The sequence below is a fragment of the Mycobacterium shunyiense genome (assembly GCF_058270035.1).
Genome location: NZ_JBZDPT010000020.1, coordinates 23,945 through 40,754, shown reverse-complemented (window position 1 = coordinate 40,754; position 16,810 = coordinate 23,945). Strand labels below are relative to the sequence as shown.

The following is a 16,810-nucleotide window of genomic DNA, read 5'->3' as shown; positions in this document are numbered from 1 at the left end:
AATTGGGTCCACCACGCGCACAGACACCGCGCAGGTGATTACCAGACTGGGCCGGTGTACTTCTCGCCTGGGCCTTTGCCGGGTTCGTCGGGATGCGCACTGGCTTCGCGGAACGCCAGCTGCAGGCTCTTGAGGCCGTCGCGCACCGGGCCTGCGTGCGGTCCCAGGTATTCGGCCGATGCCGTCACGAGTCCGGCCAGTGCGGTGATGATCCGGCGGGCTTCATCAAGATCACGGTGCGGGCTATCGTCGGGATCCTCGGCAGAGAGTCCGATCTTCTCGGCCGCGGCGCTCATCAACATGAGGGCCGCCCGGGTGATGACTTCCACCGCGGGGATGTCGGCGAGTTCGCGAACGGCTGGGCCGTCCAGATTGCCTGAGTCCTGCGGCGTCGCCTCGTCGGGCATTTCGGTCGGATCCGTCATGCCTGCTAGACTGTCATGCGCGACCGTCCCGGCTCATGTCAGGGACAGCAAGTGGAGTCCCACTCCCACCGTTGGCCACAAGGTACAACGGTCCGGTCGCCGGTGTTCTCGGACACCGGTTCTGTGCTCCGGCTTTGGAGCTGCAGGCGGCGCAAGCCGTGATCGGTCGGCATTGGGCCCTGCTTTGAGCAGGGCTTTTCTGTTCTTCGGGGCAGAGATGCGGATGGGTGGGTCTCCTCAGCAGACCCAACATAGGAGGCCCCATCAGCACTGAGACCCGCATCAACGAGCGCATCCGCGTACCTGAAGTCCGCCTGATCGGACCGAACGGCGAGCAGGTAGGCATTGTCCGCATCGAAGATGCTCTCCGCGTCGCCGCGGATGCCGATCTCGACCTCGTCGAAGTTGCACCAGCCGCAAAACCCCCGGTCTGCAAGATCATGGATTACGGCAAGTTCAAGTACGAGACGGCACTCAAGGAGCGCGAGTCTCGCAAGAACCAGCAGCAGACCGTCGTCAAGGAACAGAAGCTGCGTCCCAAGATCGACGATCACGACTACGAGACGAAGAAGGGCCACGTGGTCCGCTTCCTCGAAGCCGGATCCAAGGTCAAGGTGACCATCATGTTCCGCGGACGCGAGCAGTCCCGGCCCGAACTCGGGTACCGGTTGTTGCAGCGGTTGGGTGCAGACGTGGCCGAGTACGGCTTCGTCGAGACCTCAGCCAAGCAGGACGGCCGCAACATGACGATGGTGCTGGCACCGCACCGCGGCGCGAAGACTCGCGCCAAGGCGGCGGAGCAGGCCGAGCGCCCAGGCGGGCAGCAGGCCGCATCAGAAGAACCAGACGTTACGCAGAACTAGTTTCAACACAGAACTGAGGATTCATGCCCAAGGCGAAGACCCACAGCGGAGCATCGAAGCGCTTCCGCAAGACCGGGACCGGCAAGATCGTGCGCCAGAAGGCCGGCCGCCGCCACCTGCTGGAGCACAAGGCCACCAAGCGCACCCGCCGGCTTGACGGCCGCACCGTGGTTGCAGCCAACGACACCAAGCGTGTCAACAAGTTGCTCAACGGCTAGACCTGCCGCTCCCCGTACCGAACGAGAATAGGAACATCCCATGGCACGCGTGAAGCGCGCACTCAACGCCCAGAAGAAGCGGCGTACCGTACTCAAGGCCTCGAAGGGCTACCGGGGCCAGCGGTCCCGTCTGTACCGCAAGGCCAAGGAACAGCAGCTGCATTCGCTGACCTACGCCTACCGCGACCGTCGCGCCCGCAAGGGTGAGTTCCGCAAGCTGTGGATCTCGCGTATCAACGCTGCGGCCCGCGCCAACGACATCACCTACAACCGCCTGATCCAGGGCCTCAAGGCCGCCGGCGTCGAGGTGGACCGCAAGAACCTGGCCGAGATCGCGGTCAGCGACGCCGCCGCGTTCACCGCGCTGGTCGAGGTCGCCAAGGCCGCTCTTCCCGAAGATGTCAATGCGCCCTCCGGAGAGGCCGCCTGACGCTCACCGAGCGTTCTGCCCGGGTGGCTGCTGCGGTCAAACTGCAGCGCCACGTCGGGCGCCGCCGCGCCGCACGCTTCCTTGCCGAGGGACCCAACCTCGTCGAGGCCGCGTTGCGGCGCGGACTTGTTTCCGAGGTGTTCGCGACCGAGGCCGCCATGGACCGTTTCGGCGATCTGCTGGCCGCCGTGCCGGTGCAGCTGGTCACCGAGCGTGCGGCGAAAGCCTTGTCGGACACCGTGACACCGGTCGGCCTGGTGGCGGTGTGCCGGCTGCCGGAAGTGTCCCTCGATGACGTTCTGGCCGCTGAGCCCCGGCTGATCGCGGTACCGGTGCAGATCTCGGAGCCGGGCAACGCCGGCACGTTGATCCGGGCCGCCGACGCGATGGGTGCCGACGCGGTGGTGCTGGCCGGCAACAGCGTCGACCCCTACAACAGCAAGTGTCTGCGGGCGTCGGCAGGCAGCATCTTCTCTCTGCCGGTGATCGGCGAGCCCGATGAGGCGGCAACCGTTGCGCAGCTGCAGGCCGCCGGAATGCAAGTGCTCGCCACCACGATCGACGGCGAGGTCAGCCTCGATGATGTGCACCTGGCCGGGCCCACAGCCTGGCTGTTCGGGCCCGAAGCCCACGGCCTGCCAACCGAACTGGCGGTGGCGGCCGATCACCGGGTGCACATTCCGATGCCCGGGCACTCCGAAAGTCTCAACATCGCCTCGGCGGCATCGATCTGCCTGTATCAGAGCGCCCGCGCCCACCGCAGATAGTGCGCCGAATGGCCACTTATCGCACGGTTTTTCGCGATTCGAGTATCACAAGTGGCCACTCGGGTGATGTGACACGATGCTGTGGGGAGGTGCGTCGTGTGCCAATACTGCGGATGCCGGGACATGCCACTGCTGCGGGATTACATCGCCGAGCACGAGCGGGCTGTCGACCACGGCCGTGAAGCGGTGCGCGCCCTGGACCGCGGTGAGCTGGACGTGGCCCGCCGGCGGCTGGGGGAGATGTTCGAGGAGTTGCGCTCCCACTGGCAGGGTGAGGAGAACGGGCTGTTCGCGGTGATGCACACTGACGAGCTCTACGCCGAGCACATCGACCCGCTGGTGGCCGAACATCGTGAGCTGGCCGCGTTTCTCGAGGTGGTCGACCTGTCCGACCCTGACGATCAGAAACGGGTCCGCAAGGAGATCGAAGAGCTCTACGTCCACATCGCAAAAGAAGAGGACGGGTTGTTTCCGGCCGCGCTCACCGCGCTCGACGGGCCCGACTGGGACGCCGCGATGGCAGGCTGGCAACAGGCACACCCCGGCCGGCACATGATTTCCTGACCCTCGCGGCGTGGACCAGTGATGGTTGGATCAGGCTCAGCGGGAAATGGCGGCGACGAAACTCTTTGCCCGGTTGGTGATTTCATCCCAGTTCGCGGTCGCGACATGCGCCGGTGAAACGACGCCGGTACCTGCGCACACGGCGAGCGCGCCCGCATCGAGGTAAGCCCGGGCGTTTCCGTCGTTGATTCCGCCGGACGGCAGCAGCTCGACGTCCGGGTATGGCCCGTGCAGATCGGACAGGTATTTCGGACCCATGCTGCCGGCTGGGAAGATCTTCACCGCAGCGGATCCGAGATCGACCGCCTGTGCCACCTCGGTCGGGGTGAGTGCACCCAGGAACACCGGTATCGAGCCGGCCGTCGCGACCTCGGCGACCTCGGGTCGAAGGCCGGGGGTGACCAGGAAGCGCGCACCCGCGTCGATGGCGTCGCGGGCTTGGCCGGCAGTCATCACGGTGCCGACGCCGAGCGTGATCCCAGCCCCGGCCACCGATTCGGCGCACGAGCGCAGGTGCTCGAGAATGCCGGGGGTGGTGAATGTCAGCTCGACCGTGCGGATACCACCCGCCGCGAGCGCGTGGCACAGATCGGCCGCGTCCGGAATCGTCTCGGCCCGGACGACGCTGAGCACACGATCCGCCCGGAGGACGTCGAGTTCTGTCATTGCACACCTCCACTCACGCCGCGTCGCAGCGACCGTCCGGCTGTCGCGCCGTCGACGACAGTGGCTGAGCGGATCAGGGCGGGCATCGCGTATCCGGGTCAGAAGTAGGTGCGGATGAGGTCGATGACGACGGGATCCGTCTCGTCGGGGGCCACGACCGGGATCCATCGCCACTTGTCGAAGGCCGTGCACGGGTGGGAAAGCCCCAGTCGTACAACGTCACCCACGCGAATGTCCGAGCCGGGCTGGATGGTCAGGAACGCGTGCTGGTCGTTGAGGGCCACGATCTCGGCTCCCGTGAGGCGACGGGCGGGTGCGCCGAGTTGCGAAGCGATCAGTTGCGGCGTTGGGAGACCCTCGTCGAACGGGACGTCGCGCTTGCCTGCGTCCAGCAGGGCCAGCCCCGGTTCCGGGCGCGACACCACCCGGGCCCAGGTGTGCATCGCCGAGCGCAGCCGGTACGGCTCGTCACTGCGGCGGAACGGCGTGATCCCGGTGTAGAAACCGTCGTCGTGGATGATGTAGGCCCCCGCGCGGACCACGACATGTGTGTGACCGCCGGCCAGTGGGGCCAGCACATCCGCCACGGCATCGAAATAGGCACTGCCGCCGGCGGTCACGTATCGGTCGGACCCGGCGAGGTAGAGGCCTGCGGCGTCGATGCGCCGGTGCAGCCGGGCCATGTCCTCCAGGTAATGCCGGACCCGCGCCAGTGACGTGACCGACGCGTCGTGCGCCAGCGATCCCTCGTAGCCGGACACCCCGGCGACGCGCAGCACTGCGCTCGCCGCGATGTGCTCGGCCACCGCCGCGGCCTCGTCCACCGAACGCGCGCCGGTGCGACCGCCGGCCGCCCCGAGTTCGACGAGCACCGGGATCGGCCGCGCCACCTCGGTTTCGGCGAGGGCCGCGTTCATCGCATCGACGGTGGCCGGCGAGTCCGCCCAGGTGATCACCTCAAGGTCGGAATGGGCAGACATCTCCCCGGCGAGCCAGCGCAGCGCGGTCGGGTCGACAAGGGCATTGGCGAGCTGGATCCGGCGCACCCCGAAACTCACCGCGACCCGCACCTGGCTGGGCGTGGCAAGGGTGATACCCCATGCGCCGCTGCGTATCTGGCGGTCCCACAACACCGGCGACATGGTGGTCTTGCCATGGGGTGCCAGTTCGACCCCGTGCGCACTGCACCAGGCGGACATGGCGGCCACGTTGTCCTCGATCGCCGAATTGTCCAGTGTCATCACCGGTGTGGTGAATTCCGAGAGGCGGGGGCGAGTGGCGAGGAACTCCTCGGTGGTGAGCCCATCGGCCGCGGCGGGGAGGGCCTTGTCCAATACGGACAGCCGTTCGGAGCGGAGGTCGCCCAATGCTCGACTGTCCAGCAGTGGCTCACCTCGCGTCGTCATGCCGATCCTTGTCCTCCGTGGTGATTTCCTTGGTGGCGATTGCGGTGGCAATCGGCGTGAGCTGCTCTGTTGCATATAGTGCAATCACAGTTGCAATTTCGTATGTGATCTGTCTAACATGAGTGGCGACACCGCGTCAATCGTCTGACCCCAAGGACCGCAGTGCCCGAATTGCCCGCACCTACTGCCGGCGGCGTCGCCTGCCTCGGTGAACCGCTGGTGCTGGCCGGTGCGGAAGCCGAACTGCACCTGGCCGGTACTCAAGCTGAACTGCACCTGGCCGGTACTCAAGCTGAACTGCACCTGGCCGGTGCGGAAGCCAACGTGGCGGCCGGCCTCGTCGCCTGGGGCATCCCCGCGTCGTTCATCGGCCGGCTCGGTGACGACGCCTACGGGGCATTGATCACATCCGAGTTGACCGCGCGCGGCGTCGACATCTCCGCGGTCGAGATCGATCCCGAGCTGCCCACCGGGTACTACTCGAAGGTGGCCGCGCCGGATACCAACGGGGAGCCGCGCAGCGTCAGCCGGTATAGCCGGACGGGGTCGGCGGCGTCGGCGATGTCACCCGAATTCCTCGATGCGCCGGCGGTTGTGACCGCGTTCGCGCATGCATCGGTGGTGCACTGCAGCGGCATCACGCCTGCCCTGTCGCCGACCTGTCGGGCCATGATGCGCCGGTTGCTCACCGACCGACCAGGCATCGACGGGCCGGTGAGTTTTGATGTGAACTGGCGTGAACAGCTGTGGCCGAACGGCGACACCGCCGAGGTGATTGCGCTGGCCAACCTGGCCGACGTGGTGTTGGTGGGCGCCGACGAGGCGCTCCGCGTCATGGGGACCGACGACCCAATTGCATTGCGCCGCATCTTGCCGGATCCCGCGACGCTGGTCATCAAGGACGGAGCGGATCAGGCGCTGGCTGTCGACCGCTCCGGCGAGGAGTTCGTCGTCCCTGCACTACGCGTCGACGTGGTGGAACCGGTGGGTGCAGGGGACGCATTCGCCGCCGGATTCCTCAGCGGCGTCGTCCTCGATGAAGACCCCGAATCATGCTTGCGGCGCGGTCACATCGGAGCTGCCGTCACCCTGACTGTCGCGGCGGACTCCGCGCCACCCCCGCCCGACGAGCTGATCGAGCATCTGCTCATCTGCACCGACGGCGAGTGGGCTGCCACGAGGGTGAGCGAGGTCGGGTTCACAGTGTGCGGGAGCAGGCGGTGAGTCAGAGCGTCGCGCGCGCACTGCAGTTGTTGATTCAGCTCGGCAAAGGTCCGGCCGGCCTGGACGAGCTGGCGGCCGCCACCGATGTGCACAAGACCACCGTGATGAGGCTGCTGCGCACTCTGTCCGAGGAGCGGTTCACCTACCGCGACAACAACAACCGGTATCACCTCGGATCACGGATATTCGATCTGGCTGCCCACGGCACCGACCAGCGGGAGATCCGCCAGATCGCTTCGCGGTACCTCGTCGAGTTCAATCGCGAGTACGGCCGCACCACTCACCTCGCCGCGATGGAAGGCGGCGACATCGTGTATATCGACAAGCTCGAATCGCACGATCAGATCCGCATGTACTCGCGAATCGGCTTGACCGCCAACCTGAATTCCACCGCCGTGGCCAAGGTGATTCTCGCTGACCTGTCCGATGCCGAACTGCGGCCGATCGTCGCCACGATGGACTTCACCCAGCGCGCCGCCAACACCATCACCACCCCGGAGGCATACCTGCGGGAAATCGAGACCGTGCGCGCGCAGGGCTGGGCGCAGGACCGTGAAGAGAACGAGCCGTCGATCAACTGCGTGGGAGCACCGATCCGCGGTGCGAATGGGCGTGTGGTCGCTGCGGTTTCGGTGTCGGTGCCCGATGTGGTGCTGCCCTTTGAGCGCGTCCTTGAACTCCTGCCTCCGCTGCAGGCGGCAACCCGACGCATCTCGGCCGAGTGCGGTTACCGTCCACCCTCCTGATTCAGCGATAGCACCGAAACCAGAGGAGATTCACCGTGTCTGATTCGCGGGTCATCCGTACCGACGACGCCCCGGCCCCCGCTCACACCTTCAGCCAGGGCGTCCGAAAGGGCGGATTCCTGCAGGTGTCGGGGCAGGGTCCGATGGACCCTGCGACCAACACCTACATCGGCGAAGGCGACGTCAAAGCGCAGACCCGCCGGACACTGGAAAACGTGAAGGCGATCCTGGCGGCCGGTGGCGCCGGCGTCGACGACGTCCTGATGTTCCGGGTCTACCTCACCAAGCGCGAGGATTTCACGGCCATGAACGACGTGTACGGCGAGTTCATCGCGGAGAACGTCAAATCCGACCAGCTTCCCTGCCGGACAACGGTATTCGTCGACCTCCCGCACGAGGTCATGCTGGTGGAGATCGACGCGCTCGCCGTCGTCGGATAATCGGGCAGGCTCGCTGAGCGGGCCGCGGGCTACGTGTTGTTTTCGAGCCACGAGTGAATTCGTTCGGCGACCGCAGCCCATCCGGGCTCGAGCATCATGTTGTGTCCCATGCCGGGGAATACTTCTTCTTCGGTCCGATACGCAAGTGCCGTCGCGCGCATCTCGTCTCGGGTGACCGAGCCGTCATGTTCGCCACCCATAACGAGCACTGGCGTCGTGATGTGTTGTGGCTGGGGCAGGTTACGGAGCATGCCCGATATCGCCCGTGCGCTTTCTTCCTGTATCCGGGCGGCGAATCGTGTGACGTCTGGCTCCGGGGTGCCCGGCGAGAACAGCCAGTAGCGGGCCCGTTTGGGGGTCTTGAAGCAATGCGACGACCTGTGAGTGACCAGCGCCCGGGCCTGAAGCCACGGATGCCGCACGGTGAACCGCCGGATCTGCCTGCTTGATCCCGACGGGGGCACGGAACCCATCAACACCGCCGCAGGTGCCTCGTGAGACTCCAGGTACTTCTGAACGATGAAACCGCCCATGGAATGGCCGATTACCACGGGTGGGGCCGGAAGGCGGTCGGCAATTGAGGCGACATCGTCGACGTAGTCGGCGATCGAACAGTCGTTGAGCGGTTTGGTCTCGGAGCTGGCGCCGTGCCCGCGGAGGCTCAGCGCCAGCGCCCGATAACCTTTGTCGGCGAAGAAATCCAGGAAATGCTCGTCCCAGCACCAGGCGCCGTGGAACCCTCCATGCACGAACACAAGCGGTATCGGGTGGGATTCGGTGCAAAACCCCTTGTCGATGACCTCGAGCATGAGCCTCGCTCCTTGCGCTCTGCAGCCGTCGGCATCGGCGTGCGCGGTACTGCGTTGTCGCTGAGAGTAGCTTCTCGTCAGACCCGGCGAAGGTGAAATGATCCAGGGGCAGGTTTAGCTGAGCAGACCCCGTGCCACATGGGTGATCTGCACCTCGTTGCTGCCGGCGTAGATCATCAGCGACTTCGCGTCGCGGGCCAACTGCTCCACCCGGTACTCGGTCATGTAGCCGTTGCCGCCGAACAGTTGCACCGCCTCCATCGCGACATCGGTGGCGGCCTGAGAGCAGTACCACTTGATTGCGGAGGCCTCGGCGAGGGAGATCGAGACGCCCTTCTCAGCGGATTCGATGACGCGGAACAGCATGTTGCGCACGTTCATCCGGGCCACTTCCATATTGGCCAGCTTGAGCTGGATCAGCTGGAACTGGCTGATCTCCTGGCCCCACAGGGTGCGGGTCTTGGCGTAGTCGACGCTCAACCGCAGGCATTCCTCGATCACGCCCAGCGCCATCGCGGCCACCCCGATGCGTTCGGCCGAGAAGTTCGACCGGGCGCTGGCCCTACCCTCGTCGGTGCCTTCGTCGGACCCTTCGGTCTCGCCGAGCAGCCGGTCGCGTCCCAGCCGGACGTTGTTGAAGAACAGCTCGCCGGTACGCGATGAGTGAATACCCATCTTGCGGAACGGCTTCGACTGCACAAAGCCTTCCATGCCACGGTCGAGGACGAAGGTCAGCACCTTGCGGTTGCGCTTGTCCGCACCATCACCCTCGTCGAGCTTGGCGTAGACCACCACCACATCGGCGTCCGGGCCATTGGTGATGAAAGTCTTCTGGCCGTTGAGGATGTAGTCGTCGCCGTCACGGGTGACATAGGACTTCATGCCGCCGAAGGCATCCGAACCCGAATCGGGCTCGGTGATCGCCCATGCGCCGATCTTCTCGTAGGTCACCAGGCCGGGCAGCCAGCGTTCCTGCTGGGCCAGGGTGCCGCGACTCTGGATCGTCGACACCGTCAGGCCCAAGCTGACCCCGAGGCCCGTGACCAGGCCCATCGACACCCGGCACAGTTCGCTGATCAGGACGAACCCCATGCCCGGCGAACCGCTGCCGCCGAACATTCCACCGCGGGCGCCCGACGGCTTGCTGTCACCGCTGCGCAGCTTCTCCAGCCGCTTGTCCAGCGATTCCTTGGAGAGGGCATCAATACCGAACGTGGCGAAAAGCTTTCGCACGATCGGGTACGGCTCCATGTCGCCGCTTTCCAGCTCGTCGAGGTGCGGCCGGATCTCCTTGTCCACGAACTCGCGTACTGCGTCCCGGACAGCAATGTCAACGTCAGACCAATCAAGCATCTCGCCAGCTTAGACAGGTGTCAAAAGTCAGGCTGCACTGCGCCTGACCGGCCGTCGGAGCGCCGGGAGTGAGAAGGTGGTGTGCACCAGCGCGCCGGCCCGGTCCAGCAGGGTCTTGTGACGTGGCAGGTAGTGCATCGGCATCCCGCGGCGGTCGCGGGGCGGGGCCATGAAGCCAGGTGCTTCGACCAGGGGGCCGTCGACCGGTAGTTTCCCGGCGGCACGGCGGTAGGCCGACAGGGCGCGCGGGTGCAGCCTGATCTCGTCGGGTACCGCGACGAATGCCAACTCGACCATCTTGCCGAAGATTCGCAGCAGCACCTCGTCGCCGGGCGTCCAGCGCATGCCGGCCTTCTCCCGCACCGCCGGGTCGAACAGGCCGGCCGCGATCCAGCGCTGTGCGCCGACAAGGGGTTTGAACAGTTGGTCCCACACCGGTGTCGGCATCAACACGAACCACGGTTTGGGGATCCGGATGGTGAAGATGTCGAGGGTGGCCCGGTTGATCTCGAGCTCGTCTCGGCACTTGGCGTCCCAATACTCCTGAAACTCGTCCCAAGTATTCGGAACGGGCCGCATGCTCATGCCGTACATGCGGTACCACTGCACATGCTCGTCGAAGAGTTGACACTTCTCGGCTTCGGTGAGCCCGCCGCAGAAATACTCCGCGGTCTTGATGATGAGCATGAAGAACGTGGCGTGCGCCCAATAGAACGTCTCAGGGTTCAGCGCGTGATAGCGCCGGCCCTGGCCGTCGACGCCCTTGATGGTGTGGTGAAAACCCTTGATCTGCGCGCCGGTGTCGGCCGCCCGGTCGCCGTCATAGACGACGCCCATGATCGGGTAGACCGACCGGGCCACCCGCTGCAGGGGTTCGCGCAGCAGTATCGAATGCTCCTCGACCCCGGCGCCGAGTTCGGGATACATGTTCTGGATCGCTCCGATCCAGACGCCGAGCATCCCCGTGCGCAGGTCGCCGAAGTACTTCCAGGTCAGCGAATCCGGTCCGAGTGGATCGTGCTCGCTGGTGGTGGCTCGTGTGGTCATTGCGTCCTCGTTGACTCGTCATGACGTGAATCACAGCTCAGCTCACGATAGTAGTGACAACGTGTGTTGTCTACGACGCCACGGCGCGTCGCTGTGCACTGTTATTCGTCGGCTACCGTGGCGCCATAGGGCCGTGACCAGGCCGGTTTGGCGCCGCCGGGGGAGGGTGAGCACCGTCGCTCGTGGCGCGATTGCCGCCCGGTCTGCGCGCCACTTACTCTTGCGCTGTGGATGGCGAGCCGTTCGATGACCCGTCCGGCGAGGCCGGGGATATCGGGCAGGCGCCACAGCAGCGCCCTGCGAAGGCACCCGGGTTGCCGGGTCCGTTGGGCTGGCTGCAACGCACCAATCGCAGCCCGGCTGTCGTAGACCTGGTCCGGCGGGCGCGGCGGGCATTGCCGGGCGATCCTGATTTCGGTGACCGGCTCTCGGCAGCCGGAGAGGGCGGACCCCGCGCGGCCGCGCGCGTGGCCGACCGCCTGCTGGACCGTGATGCCGCCTCTCGGGAGGTGAGCCTGGGCGCGCTGCAAGTCTGGCAGGCGCTGACCGAACGTGTCTCGGGAACCCCGGCCAATCCCGAAGTGACGCTGGCGTTCACCGACCTGGTCGGTTTCTCGTCGTGGTCGCTCCGCGCCGGCGATGACGCCACGTTGCGGCTGCTGCGACGGGTGGCTCAGGTCATCGAACCCCCGGTCCTCGAGGCCCGCGGTCACATCGTCAAGCGTATGGGCGACGGCATGATGGCGGTGTTCTCCGATCCGGAAACCGCCCTGCGCGCGATGCTCGTGGCGCGCGAGGGGGTCAAGAACATCGACCTGGACGGCTACGCACCGCGGATGCGCATCGGTATCCACACCGGGCGTCCGCAGCGCATCGGGTCGGACTGGCTCGGCATCGACGTCAACATCACCGCTCGCGTGATGGAGCGGGCCGCCAGGGGCGGCTTGATGATCTCGCACACCACGTTGGAGGGCATCTCGGAAGAGGAGCTCGCCCTTCTGGGTGTGACCGTCAAACGTGAACGGCGGCAGGTCTTTTCGGCGAAGCCGGAGGGCGTGCCCGATGATCTGATCATGTACCGGGTGAAAATTCCCAGGCGGTTACCGGCCGGCGAACATGAGGGTGAAGGGGCGCCGGGCGCATAGGCCGCACTCACCGGGGCGCGCCCGGCACTACCGGAATGGGTCGTAGTCCTGCCCGGGCGGCGCCGGACGTGCGGGTGCCTGTCGGGGAGGTGGCGCGTACGTGGGTGGCGGAGCGACCGGCCTGGTGGTGACGGTGTCGGGTTCTGCAGGCCTCGCGCTGGTCGGCGCAGGCGCGACGGGTGGCAGCCCGAGCATCGACAGCTGGTCTGCGGTTGACGGCGTGACGAAATAGGACTTGGACTTCGGCTGGAGGATCAGCGCCACGATCGCGATCGCGAGGAGAAGTACTGCGGCGCTGAGGATCAGCGTCAGCGTCCTGAACCACGAGACCTGGGCGCCCGGAGCCAGCACGATGATCACGACGGCGACCGCTGCGATGACCGCGATGCCGACGAGTATTGGTGTACGGGCGGTTCGATGTCGGCCGGCGTAGCGAACGGCCAGCCACACCAGTGCCCCGGCGACGCCGACCGAAACTGCCGCCAATGTCACCCCGGGAAATGTGGTGCCGCCGTATACGAATTCGAGTTCCGGTAGGGCCAGCAGCGTGCCGATGGCGCCGACCACGAGCAGTGTGGCGATCCCACCCACCAGGTAACCAGCCAGGAAAACCGTCCACGGCGGGCCGCCTGCCTCCCACGGCGGCACCGTAGACGACCCGGTGTGCGGGAGCGGCGCGGGAGGCCCCGGTGTGGCGGTCTGGAGCACGCCGGTCCAGGCCGGCGCAGTTGGTGCCGCCGCCGGCCGAGGTGGTGGAGCCGGCCGAGGTGGTGGAGTCGGCCGCGGTGGCTGAGCTGGCTGAGGTGACGGAGGTGGCTGAGGTGACGGAGTCGGCCGCGGCGGCACCGTGGACTGCGGTGGGGCCGGGTCGGCGAACGGGTCGTAGTTACCGAAGGGATCCAGTGACACGGTCAGCCTCCGTTTCCGGCTTTGCGGCGGCGCCACCACAGCGCGCCACCGGTTACGAGCCAGGCGGCCACGGGCAGGGTCACCAGCAGGTAGAAGTACGGCTTCGAGGTCGCGGGGTTCGGGATTTCGTATGGCGTCCACGACGTCGGTTGCTGCGGCCAAATCTGGTTCAGCGGAACAGAAGTGTTGATGTCGCCTATCCAGATTTGATCACCGGTCTGCTGCTCGACCGGGCCGACGATCGACGGTCCCGCCGCAGTGGCGATGGACGCGTACTTCGTCTTGAACTCCTGTTCGCCGACGTCCTTCAGTTCGATCTTGCTGAAGTCGACGCCTCCCCACGAGCGGCCCCGAGTCCACGTTCGGTCACCCTCCTGGGTTTTCCAGCTGAAGGTCGGTTTGGCGTGGGTGTACGAGTAGACGTAGCGGTCGAAGACCTCACGCGAATTCCACGGTACGGTCCAGGCGGCGACATTGCCCGAATCGATGACATCCGCATACTGAGTTGGCTTGTCCGCGTTGCGCTTCCGGTACCACTCGGCAGCGATCCGGCTGGCGTACACCCGGCGCAGGTCGGCGAACTCGGGATCATGATTGATCGCCTCGACCACCGCGGGCATGATCATGTCCTGGTACAGCTGACCGTTTTGCGCGGTGATCGCCGGATCCTGGCCGTCGCATGATTGGTTCGGGCTGATATCGCCCTCCTCGAGCCCGACCTTGACAGTCAGTGGTGCGTCGATGATGTACAGCTGGTCGCCGTCCTCCCGAACGGTGGCCGGCGTGGGCTCTATCCATTGTCTGCGGCCCAGGAAGCATTTGTCCGTGCCGCGCAGCGCGTCTTCGAATCGTTTGCCCAGCGGCGTGTCGTCTCGCTGCAGCCGGCCCGACACCTCTTTCATCTCCAAGTCCGCCTCAAGCAGCACCTGACCCGCTTGTGTCTTGCCGAACTCCCGGTCGATGACTCGGTCCGGCTCGGTGGGGTTCAGGTTGACCCAGAACTTGTCGGGGGACAGCGCCATCCAGACGTAGAAGGCGTCCATGGCCATCTGGGCATTGCGCTTCCCGCCGTAGGACGGCACATCGTCGGATGTGGTGCTGGCCCGGAACGCGTACTGCATTGCCGGTTTACCTGCGACTGTGTCGGTGACATAGCGCAATTCGAGGGTCGAGAAATCGATCCCGCCGTAGCCGATCGCGGGCGCGGCGGGCGCCAAAGGTGCCTGCTGGGGTGCTGGTGCTGCCGGGGCGGGGGCTACAGGTGCTGGTGCCACTGGGGCGGGAGCTGCTGGTGCGGGTGCCGCCGGGGCGGGAGCTGCAGGTGCTGGTGCCACAGGCGCCGGTACCGGTACCGGTACGGGAATCGGCGCCGCCGGTATCGGCGCGGGCACGGGGACCGGCACTGGAATGACGATCGGCGGTGGCGGTGCGGCAGGCGCTTGCGGGGCCGGGACAGCTGGAACCGCAGGCGCGGGCGCCGGCCGTTGCTGTGGTGCCGGCTGTTGCCGTGGCATCGGCGGTTGTGCCGGTTGTTGTGGTGCCGGTGCCGGGCCGGCCTGAACCTGGATGGGCGCCGGTTTCGGCTGCTGTGCGGGAGCCGGTGGTGCCGGCTGTAGCGTCGGACTGGCGGGTTGATCGAGTGCGACCTCGATTTCGTCTCTGACCGCCTGATCCTCGGGGTTGTCCGGAGCGTCTCCCAACGGAAGCGGCAACGAAGCTGCACCACCCGGGCCGCCGGGACCGCCCGGTCCTTCGGGTACAGCCTTCGTCGGCCAGTACTTGACGCACACCGCCGTCGGCATGGCTGCGCCGTCATTCCTCAGCTGATCCAGGGTGCGCTTGATCCAGCGCTGCGTGGCGGGGCTGGGTAGCTTGCCGAACATCATCACCAACGAGGACCCGGTTTGGCCGGCCATCTTGACGTGTTCGATGAACTGTTTTCTTGCATGCGAAGCAAGCGAGTCCCCGGACTTGGCTTCGACGATGGTCCACAGCCGTTTCGGAATCTTGTTATCGACGTTGGTGATATCGAAAACCGGTCCGTTCGGGAGGATCCCGGGGTTGATCTTCGAGCCCTTGATCCAGCCCGCCGATCCGCTGTCGGACAGCTTCCACAGTTCGTTCCACAGAAAGTCTTCGAAGGCGGGTCCGACGCGCCGGTTCTTGATGACGGTGATGTAGTTCGACTTCCACCGCCCGAAGGCCATGGGCTTGGCTCCGGCGGCAGCTTTGGCCCGGGTGTAGTTGCGCCAGGTGATGAGCATGTGATTCTCGGTGCCGCCGGACAGGCCTTCGTCGTCGAGGATCCTCAGTTCGTCGCTCGACGGTTCATCGATCGCTTCCAGGCCCGGATCCAGACCCGGATACCGGTACTCGACGGTGCTGTTTTCGGGTGCCACCTCGGTGGCATCGAACCCCGGCAGGGCAAACCCGGTGGTGCACTCGCCGTAGGCCCCGTACTCGGCGTGGGCGGTAGCACCCCCCAGCCACGTCGAGCCGGCGATGACCAAAACGATCACCATGGCGTAAGTGGTGAGCTTGTGCCCGGTCATGATTTGGCTGCCCAGCGGTCGTAGTAGCCGCGGGCTTTGGGTTGGCCTTTGGTGATGCCGAGGCGGAACAGCCGGAACGGGCCCGTGACGTCCCTGTCGTCATTGCTCTGCACTTCGTACGCGACGAGGGCGGGGTCGCCGGGCTCCCTCGTGTAGTCGACGTAGACCCAGCGGGAGGGTCGGCTGCGGCGCAGCATTTCGCCGAGATACCAGCAGGCGCCTGCGAGTAGGTCGGTGTTGGCGGGGTCGTTGATGGCTTCGACGGTGGGGGTGTGGTGGTGGATGAGGTCGGTGAGGCGGTCGATGGATTCGGGGGTGAAGTCCCAGTTTCCGGGGTAGCGGGTGGCCCATTGTGGGAAGTCGCGTTGGCGGGCGGCCAGCCAGTCGTCGAGGACGGGTGAGGGTTCTGGGCTGGGCAGCAGGTCGATGCCGACGACGCCGGGCGGTGGTGGGGTGGTGACCTTTTCGCTCCAGGCGGTGAAGGCCTGGACCAGTGGACCTGCGTCGGTGGGCCGGTCGATGACCGTGGCGAAAAGAACGTGCAGAGGTGAGACGGGGTGGAGTCCGAGTCCGTCACCGGGTACGGCGATGGGGAGACCGGCGGGGGTGCCGGCGGGGTTGTCGTCCCAGCCCCAGTAGGTGGTCGTGATGCGGTCGAGTAATGCGGTGTCGGTGAGGGTGGGTTGTGCCTGTTCGGCGAAGCCGGGTTGGTTGTCCCAGTCCCAGTGTCCGGTGGTGAGGTGGGTCAGGGTCAGGCCGATGTAGGCGATCAGTGCGCGGACGACGGGGCGGTCGTCGTCGGTGAAGAGGTCGTCGGGTTGGTGGAACAGGTTGGTGATGACGTGTTCGAGTGCGCGCAGTGATTGGGCCGAGTAGTCCAGGGCGACTCCGTAAGGTTCGGCCAGCCCGGTAAGTCCCGCCACCGCGGGCGAGATCCCGTCGTCCCACTCATCAGCCAACTTCTGACGATCCACCTGACCACCTTCTATAGCAATTGTCATAGTGGCGGGCACGAGCTTTCCGCCGGTCAAGACTGCGCACCGTAGAGCAGTTGGCCGGGGCACCGGAAAATTCGAAAAGGCTACTTCGGCAAACTGTCCTGAGGTGGCGAGATCGATCCGTTCACAAGCGTAACGGCATTCATCGGGCACCTCGCGCGCTAATTTGATTTGGCTGCCCAACGGTCGTAGCGAGCGTGGGCTTTGGAGATGCCGAGGCGGACGAGGCGGAACGGCTCGACGCAGAG

At 65.9% G+C, this 16,810-nt stretch carries 18 protein-coding genes; 9 read left to right on the top strand and 9 right to left on the bottom strand.

The genetic code is table 11. From position 1 onward, the window contains the following. Positions 1-38: 38 nt before the first annotated feature. Positions 39-425: a DUF1844 domain-containing protein gene (locus tag AC4ELS_RS14510; protein WP_499047874.1), complete on the bottom strand. Its 387-nt coding sequence runs from the start codon at positions 423-425 to the stop codon at positions 39-41. Between the two features lie 263 nt (positions 426-688). Between AC4ELS_RS14510 and infC the strand changes: the two genes are divergently transcribed. The 5 genes from infC (at position 689) to AC4ELS_RS14485 (ending at position 3,267) form a co-directional block, all read left to right on the top strand. After that, positions 689-1,288 carry a translation initiation factor IF-3 gene (gene infC / locus AC4ELS_RS14505; protein WP_171055167.1) on the top strand — a complete coding sequence of 200 codons (600 nt, stop codon included), beginning with the start codon at positions 689-691 and terminating at the stop codon, positions 1,286-1,288. A 23-nt stretch (positions 1,289-1,311) separates the two neighbouring features. Beyond that, entirely contained in the window at positions 1,312-1,506 is a 195-nt protein-coding gene (rpmI, locus tag AC4ELS_RS14500) for a 50S ribosomal protein L35 (protein WP_036449598.1), read from the top strand. Between the two features lie 40 nt (positions 1,507-1,546). Beyond that, the gene (rplT, locus tag AC4ELS_RS14495; RefSeq protein WP_003885175.1) at positions 1,547-1,936 is read left to right on the top strand and encodes a 50S ribosomal protein L20; all 390 of its coding nucleotides are present in this window, start codon (positions 1,547-1,549) and stop codon (positions 1,934-1,936) included. Positions 1,937-1,959: 23 nt separating this feature from the next. Beyond that, positions 1,960-2,703 (top strand): TrmH family RNA methyltransferase, encoded by a 744-nt coding sequence (locus AC4ELS_RS14490; RefSeq protein WP_448448931.1) that lies wholly within the window; start codon positions 1,960-1,962, stop codon positions 2,701-2,703. Between the two features lie 123 nt (positions 2,704-2,826). After that, positions 2,827-3,267 carry a hemerythrin domain-containing protein gene (locus AC4ELS_RS14485; RefSeq protein ID WP_064957943.1) on the top strand — a complete coding sequence of 147 codons (441 nt, stop codon included), beginning with the start codon at positions 2,827-2,829 and terminating at the stop codon, positions 3,265-3,267. A 36-nt stretch (positions 3,268-3,303) separates the two neighbouring features. Here AC4ELS_RS14485 and AC4ELS_RS14480 read toward each other — a convergent pair whose 3' ends face one another. Then, a complete protein-coding gene (locus AC4ELS_RS14480; RefSeq protein ID WP_498887309.1) occupies positions 3,304-3,933 on the bottom strand; it encodes a bifunctional 4-hydroxy-2-oxoglutarate aldolase/2-dehydro-3-deoxy-phosphogluconate aldolase in 630 nt (209 codons plus the stop codon). A gap of 98 nt (positions 3,934-4,031) precedes the next feature. Continuing rightward, the gene (locus AC4ELS_RS14475; protein ID WP_498887307.1) at positions 4,032-5,339 is read right to left on the bottom strand and encodes an amino acid deaminase; all 1,308 of its coding nucleotides are present in this window, start codon (positions 5,337-5,339) and stop codon (positions 4,032-4,034) included. Positions 5,340-5,501: 162 nt separating this feature from the next. Between AC4ELS_RS14475 and AC4ELS_RS14470 the strand changes: the two genes are divergently transcribed. Genes AC4ELS_RS14470 through AC4ELS_RS14460 form a run of 3 tightly spaced genes read left to right on the top strand, consistent with a single transcriptional unit; the run spans position 5,502 to position 7,749 of the window. Beyond that, on the top strand, positions 5,502-6,563 hold the full coding sequence (locus tag AC4ELS_RS14470) for a sugar kinase (RefSeq protein ID WP_498887304.1): 1,062 nt from the start codon (positions 5,502-5,504) through the stop codon (positions 6,561-6,563). Further along, positions 6,560-7,309: an IclR family transcriptional regulator gene (locus tag AC4ELS_RS14465; protein WP_499047871.1), complete on the top strand. Its 750-nt coding sequence runs from the start codon at positions 6,560-6,562 to the stop codon at positions 7,307-7,309. The genes AC4ELS_RS14470 and AC4ELS_RS14465 overlap by 4 nt, the downstream gene beginning before the upstream one ends. Before the next feature lie 35 nt (positions 7,310-7,344). Next, on the top strand, positions 7,345-7,749 hold the full coding sequence (locus AC4ELS_RS14460) for a RidA family protein (protein ID WP_448448934.1): 405 nt from the start codon (positions 7,345-7,347) through the stop codon (positions 7,747-7,749). Positions 7,750-7,778: 29 nt separating this feature from the next. Here the strand turns inward: AC4ELS_RS14460 and AC4ELS_RS14455 are convergent, their stop codons facing one another. The 3 genes from AC4ELS_RS14455 to AC4ELS_RS14445 all read right to left on the bottom strand — a co-directional run bounded on the left by AC4ELS_RS14455 (position 7,779) and on the right by AC4ELS_RS14445 (position 10,958). Continuing rightward, positions 7,779-8,558, bottom strand: coding sequence for an alpha/beta hydrolase (locus tag AC4ELS_RS14455; RefSeq protein ID WP_499047869.1), 780 nt, complete (start codon positions 8,556-8,558; stop codon positions 7,779-7,781). Positions 8,559-8,672: 114 nt separating this feature from the next. Next, positions 8,673-9,911 carry an acyl-CoA dehydrogenase family protein gene (locus AC4ELS_RS14450; protein WP_499047868.1) on the bottom strand — a complete coding sequence of 413 codons (1,239 nt, stop codon included), beginning with the start codon at positions 9,909-9,911 and terminating at the stop codon, positions 8,673-8,675. Between the two features lie 27 nt (positions 9,912-9,938). Beyond that, the gene (locus AC4ELS_RS14445; protein ID WP_499047866.1) at positions 9,939-10,958 is read right to left on the bottom strand and encodes an oxygenase MpaB family protein; all 1,020 of its coding nucleotides are present in this window, start codon (positions 10,956-10,958) and stop codon (positions 9,939-9,941) included. A 227-nt stretch (positions 10,959-11,185) separates the two neighbouring features. On the opposite strand from AC4ELS_RS14445, the gene AC4ELS_RS14440 reads away from it, so the two are divergent. After that, positions 11,186-12,103, top strand: a complete 918-nt coding sequence (locus AC4ELS_RS14440) for an adenylate/guanylate cyclase domain-containing protein (protein ID WP_499047864.1) — start codon at positions 11,186-11,188, stop codon at positions 12,101-12,103. A gap of 27 nt (positions 12,104-12,130) precedes the next feature. Here the strand turns inward: AC4ELS_RS14440 and AC4ELS_RS14435 are convergent, their stop codons facing one another. The 3 genes from AC4ELS_RS14435 to AC4ELS_RS14425 all read right to left on the bottom strand — a co-directional run bounded on the left by AC4ELS_RS14435 (position 12,131) and on the right by AC4ELS_RS14425 (position 16,538). Then, the gene (locus AC4ELS_RS14435) at positions 12,131-12,751 is read right to left on the bottom strand and encodes a hypothetical protein (RefSeq protein WP_499047863.1); all 621 of its coding nucleotides are present in this window, start codon (positions 12,749-12,751) and stop codon (positions 12,131-12,133) included. 263 nt (positions 12,752-13,014) lie between these two features. Continuing rightward, on the bottom strand, positions 13,015-15,564 hold the full coding sequence (locus AC4ELS_RS14430; RefSeq protein WP_499047861.1) for a hypothetical protein: 2,550 nt from the start codon (positions 15,562-15,564) through the stop codon (positions 13,015-13,017). Beyond that, positions 15,561-16,538 carry a hypothetical protein gene (locus tag AC4ELS_RS14425; protein WP_499047859.1) on the bottom strand — a complete coding sequence of 326 codons (978 nt, stop codon included), beginning with the start codon at positions 16,536-16,538 and terminating at the stop codon, positions 15,561-15,563. Before AC4ELS_RS14425 ends, AC4ELS_RS14430 begins: the two co-directional genes overlap by 4 nt. Positions 16,539-16,810 lie beyond the last annotated feature (272 nt).